A 15,607-nucleotide genomic window follows, 5' to 3' on the forward strand; every position below is an offset into this window, starting at 1 on the left:
TCATTCGTGCCTGCCAACCATGATAAAACCGTTTTGCGATACCAGTTCGTTCAGGTAGTCATTCCGCCATGCCAAAGTCAAACCAGCACCTGTTTTTACATCTATATTCCAATGATCAGGGCGACCAGCAAAATCCATCCATATCATTTTAAAGGCCGGCCTGTCACAGATTGGCCCTAAACCCTTGGCAGGGTTGGGCCCTGATACAGTTACCAATACGCTGATATTCACCCATAACCGTATGGTAAAAATTACAGCGAGATGACGATACCATGCCATCCGATAACGAGCCAAAACGCCATCGCCGCCCGGCCTTTACAGAAATGAGCCGTGACGCACAAAACGAACTTTTCAGCACGATGATCTATCTTGCGCTTTATATTGCAGGGCCAATGCTGGTGCTATTGGCCATCGCCCATACAGGGTTCGATCTGGTATCGCTGAACTTTGTTGTTTACAGCTTCATAGCGGTTATCGGGGCCATCATTCTGGCAAAATGCCTGCAACCCGTTGCCATTATCCTTATAAATAAAAGCAACAAACAGCGTTAACCGTTTTCAATAAAACGAAAAACCCCGAACCGTTTTACAAACCAGACAATCGTACCTTCTTGCATTTGATCCGGGGCTTTAAAACAACGTGATCACACGGCCTGCGCGACAACAAGGGTCTGTGGCTTTGCAAGCAGGGCCAGTCGATATGTGCCAATTACCTCAAAACCGACCGCTTCATATGCGCGGGCAGCAGCGGGATTATTTGTGAATAATACCGATGCCTTACACCCCCGTGCCCGGGCCGCCTGCAAACATTTGGCAACCAACAGGCGCGCATATCCCAAATTTCGGTATGCTGGCGGCGTCCAGACCGGGCCAAGCTGAACAATATCGGGTAATCGGGCATTAAAACCAGCCAGGGCAACCGGCTCCCCCTCCACGATCAACCCCCACCAGGCCCGATCTTCAAGGGCGGTAACCACACGCGCCGCGACCCGCCCGTCAAGTGACGGAGTTTCACCAGCACCCAGCGCTTCCATTTCATAATCGCGCATCCAGCGCAGCAATGTTGCTCGATCTATTTTTGCGGCATCAACCACCTGGTAACTATCGGCCAAAGGCGGCATTGATAGTTCAAGCCGATCAAGATCAAGGTGATAAAGGGCTTCGTCGTGGTTGGTTGCATAATGGCTATCCGTAAGGCCCCAGCACTGCATAACAGCTTGTGCCGCTTCTGATGGTCCCAATATGCCTGCAACAGGGCCTTTTACGTGATCCCGGCAAAAATCAGCCAATTGATTAATAATACCGACATTGCCGGGCGTCCCCTGCACCAGAACATTGCCAGCACGCATATGTGCAATCACAGCATGGACAGTGCCATCGGCAGCAACAGCGGCAAAATAATCGGCTGACAGGGGATGTTGACGTCGGCCCATACCGGCAGCACGCAAATTATTGCGCAGGAACATCGTGCTGCTGGTATGGGTCGACAAAAAGTGTTCAAGGGCGGCCCGGTCGGGCTCGTGCAGAAGTCTGAACTGCATGGTGTTTCCTGAAAATTAAGATGAATGACGGGTATAAATGAAAAGCTCAAAACAGAAAAAGCCCGCTGGCGTAACCAGCGGGCTTTGAAAATCGCGATTGCGTATAGCTGCCGGTTAGCGCTTCGAGAACTGGAAGCTGCGGCGGGCTTTGGCTTTACCGTATTTTTTACGTTCAACAGCACGTGAGTCACGGGTAAGGAACCCGCCGGCTTTCAGAACTTTGCGCAATTCCGGTTCGAAATTGATCAAAGCGCGTGAAATGCCATGACGCACAGCGCCGGCCTGGCCTGAAAGACCACCACCAACAACGGTGCAGAACACATCATACTGCTCGTTACGGGCAGCTGCACCGAACGGCTGGTTGATCAGCATGCGCAGAACCGGACGACCGAAATAATTTTCGAATTCACGGCCATTAACGGTGATCTTGCCTGAGCCGCGTTTGATCCAGACGCGTGCAATAGCATTTTTACGACGACCGGTCGCATAGGCGCGGCCCAGTTCGTCAATTTTCGGCTCCGGCAGGGTGCCTTCAGCAGCAGCGGCCTGACCGGCTGGCGCCAGATCCTTGAGATCTTCAAGAGTTTTGGTGTCGGCCATTACTTCGCGCTCCGCTTATTCTTTTCGTTCATTGCCGCCACATCCAGAACTTCCGGCTGCTGCGCTTCGTGCGGATGCTCGGTGCCTGCATAGACGTGCAATTTGGTCAGAACCTGGCTGCGCAGCGGACCACGTGACATCATACGCTCAACAGCTTTGATGATCACACGTTCCGGATGCTGACCGCCCAGGAGCTTGTCCATGGTGCGTTCTTTAATGCCGCCCGGGTAACCGGTATGCCAGTAAAATTTCTTGTCGGTCAGTTTACGACCGGTCAGTTTTACTTTTTCGGCATTGACGATAACGATGTGATCGCCACAATCCATATGAGGCGTAAACATCGCTTTGTGTTTGCCCCGAAGACGATTGGCAACAATTGCAGCCAAACGACCGAGAACGACGTCTTCGGCGTCGATCACGAACCATTTGCGCTCAATGTCGCTCGGTGTCGCAGTGAAGGTTTTCATAAATTCATTACCTGAAACTGGTTTTCACGGAGGGAATCGCCCCTCGCTGAAAGTGGGCGCAGTATGCCAATTTTTACCGGGAAAGCAACAGGAATAAAACGTTACAAAACAAACACTTATATAAATTGGTATTATTTTACCACATTGTTTTTCACTTTTTTATCCCGCTTTTGCCGCCGGCGGCATCGCATAGGTGCCCACGACATGCGCGCACAGGGTATTATCCACGGCAGAACGGATATGACATTGCGCGACCAGCAACCGCTTTCCAGCCTTTAGAACGCTGGCTTCTGCGATCAAATCCCCCGGCCTGGCCCCCGAAAGAAAATGCACCGTGGCCTCGGTCGTCACTGCATGATCGGCAACAGGAACATGCATCCAGGCAACAGCATAAAGAGCAATATCAGCCAATGCAAAAATTGCCGGTCCACATATCACATTGCCGGGCCTGATATGGCGCGGGTTAAAAGGTAACCGCAACCGCGCAACCGCACCGTCCAGACTTTCTGTTATAATTCCCATGTCACCGACAAACGGCACTTTTTCAGCCATGATCCGATCGAAATCGCGCTCGCTAATGCCAATTGTCGGCGCACCGTTTACGGTTTTATCCATTCCTGAAATATCCTGACGTTTTTCCAGCAGCTTTCGCTCGCCCGCTCATATTTACGTTAACGTTAACGTAAATATGAGTATCCGTCATTGAGGAATGTAACCATACCACCACATCCGGTATTCAATCGCGTTGGTGAACACTATCCAGCCCGGCCAATACCACACAACAACACTGTTATGCTGTCCGTAACAGGACAAATTGAACACGCAAGGAACCTGCCCGTCTGACGCTACGCCACAGCCGGTATATTTCAAAACAACGAATAAAGCTCGATCATGGTAAGCACCAGAACATACCCGACGGCTATTGCTGCAATCATATAGGCACCAATGCGCGGCGCCCATCTTTCAACCCCCTTGCGTTGCGGTTTTTCAACCGGCTTTGGCGGTCGGGATGCCAAACTGTCCAATGCAGCATAGCTTTCAGCCGTCGCACGCTTGCGTCCGGCATGTAACTGGTCAACCGGCTCGGTTGCCACAGGCTTTGGTGCTTTTGGGGTTCCCGGTTTTTTATCCGGCAAGCGCAACCCATGATGTTCAATTGCCATGTCAGTCAAATCCGGGTTGGGCACAGATGCCGCTGCATCATTTGATGGTACTTGTGTAAATCGCGAAAGAAGGTCATCTGTTTTAGAGTTTTCCGGTTGTGGTTTCTCCACGGCATCTTGTGGCTGATCTGTCGGGGCATCGCCCCGGGACGTGTTTGCATCGGCAATTGCAGCATTTTTGTTCGCATCTGTTTCATGTAGGTCGCCTTGCCCCCAATTATAAGAAGGTGGCGCTGCTGCCCTGTTTTCACCGGGCGTTTCTCCCGGATTTACAGAGGGCGTGTTGCCCGTATCCCAAACGAACTGATCCGATCCTCGCCCGTTTTTTAATGCCGGGTCAGGGCCAATTCGCGCAACATTGATCCCCTTGGCCGCCAGCCTTTCAATGGCTGCGGCTTTTTTTCCTTCAAATTCCCGTTCTATTACATCGGAACGATCATATTTATTCATCGAAGACTGCGTTGCGGGTGACAAAACCCGCCGGGTTTCTTGCAGCTTGCTCTCAGAAACAAATGCCGTAGGCGCCTTGTCCTGCGGGCCGCGTTCCGGTCTTTCGCGCTCTTCCATGACATTCACCTGATGTCAGCAACAGTTGCAGATACCGAGGCACTAGTAAGGTCCGCTATGATGTCAGAAAAGTCTGATTGAAGTGATAACAGCGACCATGCTTTTCATGCTATGACAAAAGTACAATTACGTGCAGAAAAAATTGCACCAGGGAGGAAAAAATGATCCAAAAAGATGAATTCGCCGGAAATTATGTAGTCCGTGAGGATAGCGACACTACTATTACACTTACAATGAACCAACCCAAAAACAGGAATGCCCTATCCTCAAAGATGATGTCGGCTTTGCTAACAGAACTTGATGCCATTGCTACGGATAAAAAAGTTCACACTGTGATTCTTGCGGCAAATGGCCCGGTATTTTGTGCCGGCCATGATTTAAAGGAATTAAAAGGTATCTCCGACTGCGATGGTCATGCCGCTTTATTTACCCAATGCAGTGACTTGATGATGCGTATTGTTACCCTGCCCCAACCGGTCATCGCACGTGTACGCGGCATGGCAACCGCTGCCGGTTGTCAGCTTGTTGCCAGTTGCGACCTGGCCGTTGCCAGTGAAACGGCGCGCTTTGCCACGCCAGGCGTCAACATTGGCCTGTTTTGTTCGACTCCGATGGTTGCGTTATCGCGCAATATCAGCCGGAAACATGCCATGCGCATGCTGTTAACCGGCGATCCGGTTTCTGCACATCAGGCGTGGCAAATGGGGCTGGTTTCCGACGTTGTTGCCGACGATATGCTGGAAAGTACAACCTTCGAACTGGCCGAGAAAATTGCTCGCAAATCAGCATCGACCATTAAAATTGGCAAGGAAGCCTTTTACCGCCAGATAGAAATGCCCCTGGACGCTGCTTATGATTATGCTTCGTCCGTCATGACCACCAACATGCAAACAGCCGACGCGAATGAAGGCATTGGAGCCTTCGTTGAAAAACGCCACCCCACATGGCACCACAAATAAAACGGCGAGAAGCAACCACAAACGGGATATAAGGTGTTTTACCTATGAGAAACGCCTTATATTCCGTGATAGTTGACGAAACCGCTAATGACATCAAACGCCATGCGTCGCGTATCGCCACGGGGCCCATTTCAGTGGTTCGCAAATTTCGCGGTATAACCACATGTTATTTGGCTTGTTCCGCGCCAAACAAGTCGATCAACCCGTCGGCCAGCGCCCCGCGCCACACCAGATAATCATGACCACCGGCAAATTCGCGGTAATGTACATCATAATTTTTGGCTTCCAGCACATCTCGCAAATGGCGGTTGGTATCAATGATGCCCCCTACCCCGCTATGACCGGTTTCAAACAAACCGGCACTTAGAAAAAAGCGCACCGGCACAACAGGCTGGTTAACAATATGGCGCGCGACAAATTCGTCAGCACTGGCCGCACTGTTGCGTGGATGCCACCAAAACGAGCCAGACATGGACAAGGCATTCCCAAATGCATCGGGGTGTCGCAAGGCAATTGTCGCGGCTGCCAACCCACCATAACTTGACCCCGCCAGCACGGTTCGCGCCGCCACTGCCTTTATCCCGGTTTCGGAAATGACCCACGGCAAAAATTCGGTTGCCATGGCATCGGCAAAATCAGGATTGGCAGGCAATTCACGGGCACGGGCGTCGGCATCGGGATTACTGATAAAAACGGCCATTACCGGCGGAATTTTACCCTCTGCCATCAGGTTATCCAAAATATCCGGTGTCGGAATTTTTGTCAGATACGCCCGGGCATCGAACACAAACAACAACACATTTTTCGGGTTCTGCGGATTAAAGCCAGTTGGTTTGTAAATATAAATATCGCGCTGATTACCCAGTATCGCACTGTCGCGCCGGTAATGAACCAATTGCCCCGGCGTTACGGGCCCGTCGGGGGCCGCCATACCCGGTTGCAGGGGTGCATCGGATAGTACCATGGTAGACTGCCGGTTAAAAAGGTCTGGACCATCGGCAGGCTGGGGAAAACGGTTTAACGGGTCCTGTTGGGCTGTTGCCAAAATGGCGACGCGCTGGTCCCGGGCCGAACCGGGAACATCCGGCACGTCAGGGGCCAATTGATACGACATCCGGGTCGAGGTGGGCACAACAAAACTTTTAAACCAGATATCGGATTGCTCCAGGCGATCGAGATATTCATGATTGCCCGAGGGCGCACCAAACAAACGCACATTATGCTGCGCCCCACGATAAACAAATGTCACCAAAACAAACCCGGGCGGTGTTAACCCTGCTTCAATAAGAGGCGTGCCTGTTTGTGCCACATGCCGCCAGAAACCATCGGTATTTCCCCCGTTTGCGACAACACGCGCCGCCTGGCTGATCAACTGACTTTGATAACCGGCTGCCGGGGCAATTTGCTGGTTAACCGGCACATGCATAGAAATCTGCAGATCAAACCCGTTCGCGTTATCGGCACTATCATCTGCGATTTTCGGCCTGTTTTCAGTTATCGTATAGGGTGTAAAATCTGCTTCTGCGCGGGTCAGCTGCAATGACACTTCACCCTCAGGGGCCACAAACTGAAACTCACCCTTGCCGGTGGACTGCCCAAGCAACCGGCGCAATGTCATGCCATTGTCGTCCAGCAGCTCCAGATCAATTGCAATATTGCCCGTATCAATCGTGCCCCGCACATAATCACCGGGCCGGGTTGCAAATGCCATAATGTGAACAGCACCAGACGCAGGCAACACCGCCTGAAGCGCCCCATCCTTGATAATGGAGTGCGCGGTGATGGTCATGCCGGTTTCCTGTGTCTTTTGACGTGGCTGGGGTGGCGAGGATGCCAGCGCAACTGACACCCCCGAAAACAACACCCACAGTGCAATCAGATATAAACGTATCATTTAAGATGAGGCCCCGGTTACCAGCTATATTTTAAAGTCGCGGTTACAGTTCGACCTGGCCCATAAAAACACGATGTCGAACCGGCACAGCTGGCAACATAGGTTTCATCGGCCAGATTAATGGCGTTAAACTGTACTTTCGCCCCTTCAAATGTGCTTGATAAAACCCCAAGGTCATAACTGATCATGGCATCAAACAAGGTCACGTCTGATACCTTGATCGTATTGGTACGATCGGTACTTTCGCCGATATATCGCACACCGGCCCCCAGCGCCAAACCGTCAAACATTCCCGATGCCAGTTCCTGTTTTAACCACAGCGATGCCTGGTTCTCAGGGGTGCGGTCGCGTTTCAGGCCTACGCTGTCCGGGTTGGCATCCTTGGAAATTTCAGCGTTAATGTGGCTGTAACTGGCAACAACATTCAAATGATCAAGCACTTCGGCATGGGCTTCAAGCTCATAGCCACGGCTTTGAATTTCGCCGGTCTGATAACTCAGATTGGAAACCGGATCGCGGGATACCACATTTTGCTGGGTGATCTGATATACCGATGCAATCAACTGATAACGGCCGCTATCGGGGCCAAACTTCATACCGGCTTCATATTGTTGCGCCGTTACCGGGTCATACGGCTCGCCGCTGCCATTGCTGCCCAGCTGTGGCTCGAACGAGGTGCTGTAACTCACATAAGGTGCCAAGCCGTTTTCAAAATTATAGATCGCCCCTAACCGGCCTGAAAAAGCACTATTGGAATAATCAGTTGAGGTTCCTGCGGCCCTGTCCTCGAACGTGTTCCTGGCCCAGTCATGTCGCCCGCCAGCACTTAGCGTTAACTGACCAATTTCAAGCTGTTCTTGCACATAAAGGCCTATCTGGGTTGCCTTGGTGCGTTCGTCATAGGAATAGCCATCGTAAACAACCGTGCCAATCGGCCCGTAATCGGGTGAAACCCAGTTGATGGGATAAGATGTGTTGCTGCGTTTATATTTGTTGTCATAAACGGAATGCTTTGCATCCAGCCCAACCAGCACCGTATGACCAAAGGCACCGGTCGCAAAATCAAACTGGGCCTGATTATCGATGGCAAACTGGTCGAGATCATCGCTATAGGATGTTGCCCGACGGTCAATGGTTTGATCATCAATCGTACTCCAGCCAACCATCGACTTAACGTCGCTTTCAACCATGGTGTATCGGGCATTCTGACGCAGGGTCACACCATTGCTTACGGCATGTTCCAGTTCATAACCTGCCGATGCCTGGGTCCGTGATGACTCTTCAAAATTCGGGTTCCCGATATAAAAATCCTGCGGAATATAGCCCGAACTGGTGGGGGTTACCAAACCTTGCGCCATCAAAAAATTACGTGTTCCGGCATCAGGGTCATTTTGATACATCAGAGAGACAGTCAGGCTGGTTTTTTCATTGGGGGACCAGTTGATGGATGGCATCACTGCGATGCGTTTTTTATCAACATCACCCGCCTGTTCGTCCTCGGTCATTCCCTTTGCAACCATGCGCCAGGAAATGCCTTTTTCCACCGATAGCACACCGGAAAAATCGCCTGCTGTTGAAAACAGGTTATCCGTACCGGCGGTAATTTCAACGGAATGTGCCGTATCGCCCGTGGGCTTTTTTGACACCAAATTAACAATGCCGCCCGGGTTGGCCTGACCATATAAAACAGAGGACGGACCGCGCAAAACCTCCACCCGTTCCAGAAAATATGGTTCCACCTGACCAAGCGACCCCAGACCGTAGGTCAAGCCATCAAGATAGCGGGGCACATAGGAAAAGCCGCGCACATACATTTCATCATGCATGTTGGAACCCCCACGATATTCGGTAAAGACACCGGCAGAATATCTCAGGGCTTCGGCAACTGATCCGGCCTGCTGGTCTTCGATTTGCGCGCCTGGCACCACGGAAACCGATTGCGGCGTTTTCATCAGCGGCGTGTCGGTTTTTGTACCAGCCCGGCTGCGTTTGGCAACATATCCCTGAACCGGGCCATCGCCGTGCTCGCCGGCTTCCTCAACCCGGATCGGGTCCAGCGTGATCGCACCATCTTCACTACTTTTGACATTCGCGCGGGTTTCCGTCGCATTTTCCGACTGTGCCATCGCGCTCGACATCGCAACCAGGCTTACACCTGCATATAAACCAACAACCAGCATGGCTGTGCTGCCCGATCGTGCCAAACGGCGATTTGCCCGTAAAACCTGTTGTGCCATAGTGCCCATCATTGCGATGTCCTTGATATTCCAGATCGATAAATTTGGATAAACCGGTCCCGTTCTGCCGTTTCGGGCAGTGACAAAGCGGTACACTCCGCTGGCCGGTCAGATTTTAATGCGAAAAAGGCAGCGATGGTGAAACCGCCCCCGAGGCCGAAATGACCGCTATGTGCTGGATTGTTCCAGACCTAGCCGGGAGACCCCCGACAATATGCCCTTACGCCGCATCATATTAATGCGTGGCGACACACCTTATGGCCCGAACACACAATAGGACGTCCGCGTTCTATTTGAACTTTGCTGATGCTCATGTTCTGACATGTATCCCCCGTTTTCAGACACCCTAGGATGTCCCGTCACCCGCATCATTCGGCATTCAATTTTGCAAATGATTATTAATATCTGAACGATGAGATAACAAAGATAAGAATGATTTTCATCCTCAAATACCTTTGCGCAGGCGTCATAACCATTTGCAAAAGCATCAATCGCCTGAAAATCTGTTTCGTAAATGATGCGCAAATCTTTGCCAGATCCATAGATATACGGCACAGTGGCGGTACATCCCCTTTCCATGGCAAGGATCACAACCATGACATTCGAAATCTGGGCAACCTATGTATTGGCCTGCAGCATTGTTTTGGCCATTCCGGGGCCGACCATTATGCTGGTGGTTAGTTATGCCTTGGGAAAAGGTCGCCAAACCGCATGGGCGACCGTACCTGGCGTTGCCCTGGGGGATTTCACGGCGATGACTGTTTCACTAATGGGGGCTGGTGCATTGCTTTCGGCGTCGGCCACAGCATTTAGCGCGTTAAAGCTGATTGGTGCGGTTTACCTGGTTTATCTGGGTGTAAAAATGTGGCGCGAAAAACCCCACCAACTTGAAGATTCCCACGAAACCCGGCGCAACCGCCCATCACGCATGTTTTTACACGCCTATATCGTGACGGCCCTGAACCCGAAAGGCATTATCTTTTTTATCGCCTTTGTCCCGCAGTTCATTACCCCACATCAGCCGGTAATGGCGCAATTTACAATATTAATTGCAACCTTTGTCAGCCTGGCGGTCGTAAATGTTCTCATCTGGGCGATGGCCGCTGGCACTATGCGCGCAAAATTCCGCAGCCCGCGCGCCATGCAAATCATGGGGCGAGCAAGCGGATCGGTGCTCATCGCTGCGGGGTTATTAACAGCGCTGGCACGCCGGGCAAATGCCGCCACCTGATAACGTGGCGGCATCCGTTTTACCCCGTCACAATCAGGCAACATGCCTGTCAAAATAATGTTATCGGCTGGCGACACGGGCACGCCCCGTGCGAATATTTCCCGATTGCGGGTTAAACTTACCCCACAATTGTTTGACCAATGGAAATGCCGTAATCAGCAAGCCAACAATCAGCACAGTCCAGGCGGGCCGCAACGGATACATCCAGTGAAAATTGGCCTCCAACACCACCAGCGGCGGAACGCCGGTCGCAATGGCAAACCAGGCATATTCAATTGCCGCTGTGCCAAGGGCTGCAGCAACCGCCAGCCCCAGCAATGTTGCAGGCGATTTCATTTTCCAGTTCATATTGCTGGCAAAGCGCGACAACATCAGCCACAGATAAAAACCGGCCATTAAGGTTGCTTCGGTAACGTCGAGTTTCGATTGCATGAAAAAATGCAAAATACCCAGAGCCGCAATAACATAGCTGGCTTTGTGCAGGCGTCCCCAGTTGCGCCCCAGGCGGCGCATCATGCCATTGGTCGAGGTGATGCCCAAAACGACCAGTCCCATCACAGCCACAAACCCGATAGTCAGATAGATACGCACGAGAATTTCGGTCGCAATGCGCGAAATATCAAATGACTGGTCAACAAAATATAACAACAAATGACACAGCGCATAGCCCATTGCCGCCAGCCCGACCATCCGCCGAACCAAAACAACGCGGGTAAATTTGGTCACGCGTCGCAACGGCGTAATAGCCAGCGAAATCAGCAACATGCGAATCGCCCAATCGCCGCTGCCATGAATAGCATCCTTGATTGGCAAGGAAACCCCTTCATGAAATAAAACCGGCCATAGCACGACGCATCCGGGTACAAGGATGGCGATAAACACCATCAATTTGAACATTGAAAAACGTCCGGAATGATCAAGCCACGGAAACATGGGCGCTTCCCTATTCTAGGTGTTCGTTCGTTCGGGTTACTGCCCCCCAACAAACCTAAGTAAATCGTCATGCCAATAGAACGCAAAAAGGTTGTCGGGGTCACTTAAACTCGTGATCAACTCTGCGCGAGGCAAAACCGGAAAAAAAGTGATGGGCCAGTTTATCGCCATTGTGCCGACGCAATGTCCCGATATTTTTTTGAAAGATTTACCATTTTCAGTTGATGGAAAGATTGGACAATGAGCACCTTTAACAACCCCGACAATATTGCCTTGCGGGAATTGTTTAACACCACCCAAACCATAGCCCTGGTTGGTGCAAGCCCAAAACCCGAACGGCCGTCAAACCGTGTTATGGCATTTTTGCTCTCGCACGGGTTTCATGTGATACCGGTTAATCCCGGCCAGGCTGGCAATAAAATTCACGGGCAACCTGTTTATGCCAAACTGGCAGATATCCCTGAACCGGTTGATATGGTTGATATTTTTCGAAATTCAGAAGATGCTGGCGGCGTGGTCGATGAAGCCATCGCAATCAACGCAAAATCGGTATGGATGCAGTTAAATGTGATTGATGAAGATGCCGCGCTGCGCGCCCGTGATGCCGGTTTGATCGCAGTTATGGACCGTTGCCCGGCCATCGAAATCCCCCAGCTGTTCGTGGCAGACTGGCACAAATAGGCATTTGCAATTTCACGAACATGCAATATCCGCCAAGCCGGCAGGCATACCTAATCCTGCCCGGCAGTTTTTCGGGCTGAAAATCGCAAAAAAAATCGCCCGCGTTTTAAATGCGGGCGATTTTAAATTTGTTAATCCGGGACGATACCAAACCGCTATCGCAGTTTCGATAATCTTCACATTAAATTTTATTTCTGGGCAGTAAGCGTACCGGCGATTTTTTTACTTCCGCCCTGACACAGGCGGATCAAATCGGGCAACAACCCTTTATTACCCATAAAAACCGGTTTGACAGCGCTCGTGATATCATAAGTGGTAGTGTTTTCCTCGAGCAGCGTATCAAAAATACCCGGTGCTTCGGTAATCAGCGACATAACGCCGCTTCGGTTGATGCGCAGCGAGGCAAAACCATCGCCATAGGCAACACGGGCGCATTCCAGTCCTAATGCACTATCAAATTCCGAAACCAGCCTGTAGCGCGGATTTGGCATTAAATTACCGCGCGTTAATACCTGGGTCGGCTTGAGCCCCGGAACCGGTACATATTTTGCCAGCCGGGCCTGCGACTGAACGATATATCCATCGGGGAAATAAACGGCGACATCCTCGGATAACAAGACACGGTCCCCCAAAATAGGACCTGACTGCAACAATGCCTTAATCCGCTTGCCGGGAATTTCACCGGAAAAGCCATTAAAACGCAGAACTTTCGAATCCCCACGTTCCTTGGCAAACAATTTTTCAAACGGTACCACAGGTGTTGGTTCGCCCGCCTGCGCTGATCCACCCGGAAAACTGGCCATTCCGAATACGATCACTGCCGCAACAGCACACAAAACACCCTTTTGCCAAAACGACTTTGTGTTCATTTTCCCCCCGGAGTCTCAATACGCTCAACCTGCACGGTTCAACGACTGTATGGGTTTATGCGTTCATTTCAAGCAGACTTTCTTCACCTGCCGCCCCGTTATTTTGACTATCCAAAAAAAACAACGGGATGGCATGATGCCATCCCGTTGCCGAAGATTTGGTAAAGGACCGATAATTTATCTTAGTTATCGATCGAAATGGTAACACGACGGTTACGCGGCTCGCGAACACCATCCGGAGTCGGGATCAAGAGATCGCCTTCACCAACAGCATCTTTCTTCACGCCATCAGCCTTGATACCGCGCGAGGTAAGAGCGCTTGCGGCAGCATCGGCACGACGCTCGGAGAGCTTCATGTTGTAGGAATTCGGGCCCGAGGAGTCAGTGTGACCAACAATCGAAACCGTACCCGGGCTGCTTGCCCACTGGTCAGCAGCGGCGTCAAGAACGCGTTTGGCAACCGGGGTAATGGCGGATTTGTCGAAGTCAAAGAAAATAGTAAAGAGACGCGGTGCAGCGGCAACCGGCTGGGTTTCTGCCGGAGCGGCAGCAACTTTCGGTGCTTTCAGCGTGTTGATTGCGTCTTCATATTCTTTCCAGCACTGGGTAATCAGGTCGGTCTGCCAACCTTCTTCGCTTTCTTCGATCCAGCAATCGTAACGAGCCTGCGCGGTCGCAGCAACATCAGGCATTGCTTCACGTGCGCCACCGTCAAGCAGGCCGATCAGTTCTTCACGAACGGCGCGCTTCTGTGCGATTTCCTGGTCGTCAAAACGCCAGTTTGCCGGATCTTCCGGAAGGATGGTTTCATTTTGCGCGACTTTTGCTGCCTTACGGGCAAAGAAGTCAGCGTCAAAGAAGTCATACCATTCATCGGCTTCGCGTTCTGCGTAAGCGATGTATTCGGCTTTCAGGTCTTTACCGAAAGCGGTGGTCGGTTCGGCACCATGCATAGCGGTGTCGAGCGAGCTGTCATACGTCAGCGGGTTGCCACCATAAGCAACAGCAGTGCCAGAGTTGTCGATGCTGCTACATGCTGCCAGCATACTTACGCTGCCAAGTGCGAAAAGGAAAGACGAACGAAACTGCATGTTATTTGCCCCAGTAGTTCAGGTTGTTATCAAACTCTAATAATAGTACCAAACGTGGTATTATTATGACCGGAAACGCGCAAAAAAGCGAAAGGTTCCAAGATATTATTTTTATTGCGATACCTCGTGATCTTTTCAAGCCTCTCAAACCGTGTAATCCTGTGATAATCATACTCCGTATATGAAAAAGAAGATCACTTTATTTTTGGTGACCAAGCATACGAGGTTCACATGGACGGCACAGACGCAAACACGATAGTCGAAATGATTCGCGCTTTTGCGCTTGGCATGGGCATACAAATCCTGAGCGCCATTATTATTCTGATCGTTGGCTGGTGGGTTGCTGGAAAAGCAGCCGCACTGGTTCGACGCGCTTTGAAAAATGCCAAATTTGTCGATAGCACCCTGAAACCACTTGCTGCAAGCATCGTGCAATACACGATCCTTGTGTTTGTGATCATCGCGGTATTGTCAAAATTCGGTGTTGAAACAACCAGCATCATCGCTGTTCTTGGTGCTGCTGGCCTGGCCATTGGCCTTGCATTGCAAGGAACCCTGTCCAACATCGCATCCGGCGTCATGATTTTAATGTTACGCCCGTTGCGGGTTGACGAATTTGTTTCTGCCGGTTCCGTATCTGGCACAGTGGTTGAAATCACCCTGTTCACCACACTGATGAAAACTGCCGATGGCGTATTTATTTCAGTGCCGAATTCACAAATCTGGAACAGCGCCATCACCAACTATTCACGTAACCCCACCCGCCGCCTCGATATCAAAGTCGGCATCGCCTATGATGACGACGTTGATGCCGCGCTGGAATTCATGAAAAACCTGGTTGCCAGCGACACGCGCGTTCTCGCCGAGCCTGCCCCGATGTCATTTGTAGCCAACCTGGGTGAAAGCTCGGTTGATATTACCGCACGTGGCTGGGCCAATACCCCCGACTTCTGGGCTGCCTTCTGGGATCTGAGCCGTCGTTCGAAAACCGAACTGGAAGCTGCCGGCTTTACCATTCCGTTCCCGCAGCGGGACCTGCATTTAAAGGCTGATAGCGCGGATGCCCTGTCTGCGGCAATGCAGGCCAAGGCAGAGGCCCCCAAACCCGCCCCTCGCGCCCGGGCGACCGCCTCGAAAGCCAAGGCGAAAACGGCAAAACCTGCGACCAGCAAAACCGCAGAAGAAGGCATTGGCGCCGATGCGGACTCGGAAAAAACCACCGGTGAAACCAAAGCCTGATCATTTATAATCAGCCCCGTCAAACCACATATGACAGGCTGCAACGAATGATACATATAATCACTTGCGTAAAAACGGATGGCCCAACCGCCATCCGTTTTTTTATTGCGGTCCGCTTGCGCCCCCGAAATCTCCG

15 protein-coding genes are annotated in these 15,607 nt (G+C 51.4%); 5 read left to right on the plus strand and 10 right to left on the minus strand.

Annotation, left to right across the window (positions count from 1 at the left end; translation table 11 throughout):
- The first annotated feature begins 272 nt into the window (after nt 1-272).
- Nucleotides 273-551 (plus strand): hypothetical protein, encoded by a 279-nt coding sequence (locus J4E05_RS03320; RefSeq protein ID WP_349592385.1) that lies wholly within the window; start codon nt 273-275, stop codon nt 549-551.
- Nucleotides 552-643: 92 nt separating this feature from the next.
- Here the strand turns inward: J4E05_RS03320 and J4E05_RS03325 are convergent, their stop codons facing one another.
- The 5 genes from J4E05_RS03325 to J4E05_RS03345 all read right to left on the minus strand — a co-directional run bounded on the left by J4E05_RS03325 (nt 644) and on the right by J4E05_RS03345 (nt 4,337).
- Nucleotides 644-1,540: a GNAT family N-acetyltransferase gene (locus J4E05_RS03325; protein WP_349592387.1), complete on the minus strand. Its 897-nt coding sequence runs from the start codon at nt 1,538-1,540 to the stop codon at nt 644-646.
- 114 nt (nt 1,541-1,654) lie between these two features.
- A complete protein-coding gene (gene rpsI, locus J4E05_RS03330) occupies nt 1,655-2,140 on the minus strand; it encodes a 30S ribosomal protein S9 (protein ID WP_085592647.1) in 486 nt (161 codons plus the stop codon).
- On the minus strand, nt 2,140-2,607 hold the full coding sequence (gene rplM, locus J4E05_RS03335; protein ID WP_085592649.1) for a 50S ribosomal protein L13: 468 nt from the start codon (nt 2,605-2,607) through the stop codon (nt 2,140-2,142). Before rplM ends, rpsI begins: the two co-directional genes overlap by 1 nt.
- A 159-nt stretch (nt 2,608-2,766) precedes the next feature.
- Nucleotides 2,767-3,222 carry a PaaI family thioesterase gene (locus J4E05_RS03340; protein ID WP_349592390.1) on the minus strand — a complete coding sequence of 152 codons (456 nt, stop codon included), beginning with the start codon at nt 3,220-3,222 and terminating at the stop codon, nt 2,767-2,769.
- A gap of 251 nt (nt 3,223-3,473) precedes the next feature.
- Entirely contained in the window at nt 3,474-4,337 is an 864-nt protein-coding gene (locus J4E05_RS03345) for a hypothetical protein (protein ID WP_349592392.1), read from the minus strand.
- Nucleotides 4,338-4,498: 161 nt separating this feature from the next.
- Here J4E05_RS03345 and J4E05_RS03350 point away from each other — a divergent pair, with 161 nt between their 5' ends.
- On the plus strand, nt 4,499-5,296 hold the full coding sequence (locus J4E05_RS03350) for an enoyl-CoA hydratase (protein WP_349592394.1): 798 nt from the start codon (nt 4,499-4,501) through the stop codon (nt 5,294-5,296).
- A gap of 166 nt (nt 5,297-5,462) precedes the next feature.
- Here the strand turns inward: J4E05_RS03350 and J4E05_RS03355 are convergent, their stop codons facing one another.
- Both J4E05_RS03355 and J4E05_RS03360 read right to left on the minus strand, forming a co-directional pair.
- Nucleotides 5,463-7,190 (minus strand): alpha/beta hydrolase-fold protein, encoded by a 1,728-nt coding sequence (locus J4E05_RS03355; protein ID WP_349592396.1) that lies wholly within the window; start codon nt 7,188-7,190, stop codon nt 5,463-5,465.
- A 17-nt stretch (nt 7,191-7,207) separates the two neighbouring features.
- Nucleotides 7,208-9,439, minus strand: a complete 2,232-nt coding sequence (locus J4E05_RS03360; RefSeq protein WP_349592398.1) for a TonB-dependent siderophore receptor — start codon at nt 9,437-9,439, stop codon at nt 7,208-7,210.
- Between the two features lie 583 nt (nt 9,440-10,022).
- Between J4E05_RS03360 and J4E05_RS03365 the strand changes: the two genes are divergently transcribed.
- Entirely contained in the window at nt 10,023-10,658 is a 636-nt protein-coding gene (locus tag J4E05_RS03365) for a LysE family translocator (protein ID WP_085592661.1), read from the plus strand.
- Between the two features lie 60 nt (nt 10,659-10,718).
- Here the strand turns inward: J4E05_RS03365 and msrQ are convergent, their stop codons facing one another.
- Nucleotides 10,719-11,591 carry a protein-methionine-sulfoxide reductase heme-binding subunit MsrQ gene (gene msrQ, locus J4E05_RS03370; RefSeq protein ID WP_085592663.1) on the minus strand — a complete coding sequence of 291 codons (873 nt, stop codon included), beginning with the start codon at nt 11,589-11,591 and terminating at the stop codon, nt 10,719-10,721.
- A 240-nt stretch (nt 11,592-11,831) separates the two neighbouring features.
- On the opposite strand from msrQ, the gene J4E05_RS03375 reads away from it, so the two are divergent.
- Complete coding sequence (locus J4E05_RS03375) at nt 11,832-12,272, plus strand: CoA-binding protein (RefSeq protein ID WP_349592401.1); 441 nt, start codon at nt 11,832-11,834, stop codon at nt 12,270-12,272.
- A gap of 188 nt (nt 12,273-12,460) precedes the next feature.
- Here J4E05_RS03375 and J4E05_RS03380 read toward each other — a convergent pair whose 3' ends face one another.
- Nucleotides 12,461-13,141 carry a hypothetical protein gene (locus tag J4E05_RS03380; RefSeq protein WP_085592667.1) on the minus strand — a complete coding sequence of 227 codons (681 nt, stop codon included), beginning with the start codon at nt 13,139-13,141 and terminating at the stop codon, nt 12,461-12,463.
- A gap of 182 nt (nt 13,142-13,323) precedes the next feature.
- Nucleotides 13,324-14,232, minus strand: coding sequence for an OmpA family protein (locus J4E05_RS03385; RefSeq protein WP_349592403.1), 909 nt, complete (start codon nt 14,230-14,232; stop codon nt 13,324-13,326).
- 264 nt (nt 14,233-14,496) lie between these two features.
- Here J4E05_RS03385 and J4E05_RS03390 point away from each other — a divergent pair, with 264 nt between their 5' ends.
- A complete protein-coding gene (locus J4E05_RS03390; protein WP_349592405.1) occupies nt 14,497-15,471 on the plus strand; it encodes a mechanosensitive ion channel family protein in 975 nt (324 codons plus the stop codon).
- The last annotated feature ends 136 nt before the right edge of the window (nt 15,472-15,607 follow it).

The sequence above is a fragment of the Thalassospira sp. NFXS8 genome, assembly GCF_040148805.1.
GTDB lineage: Bacteria > Pseudomonadota > Alphaproteobacteria > Rhodospirillales > Thalassospiraceae > Thalassospira.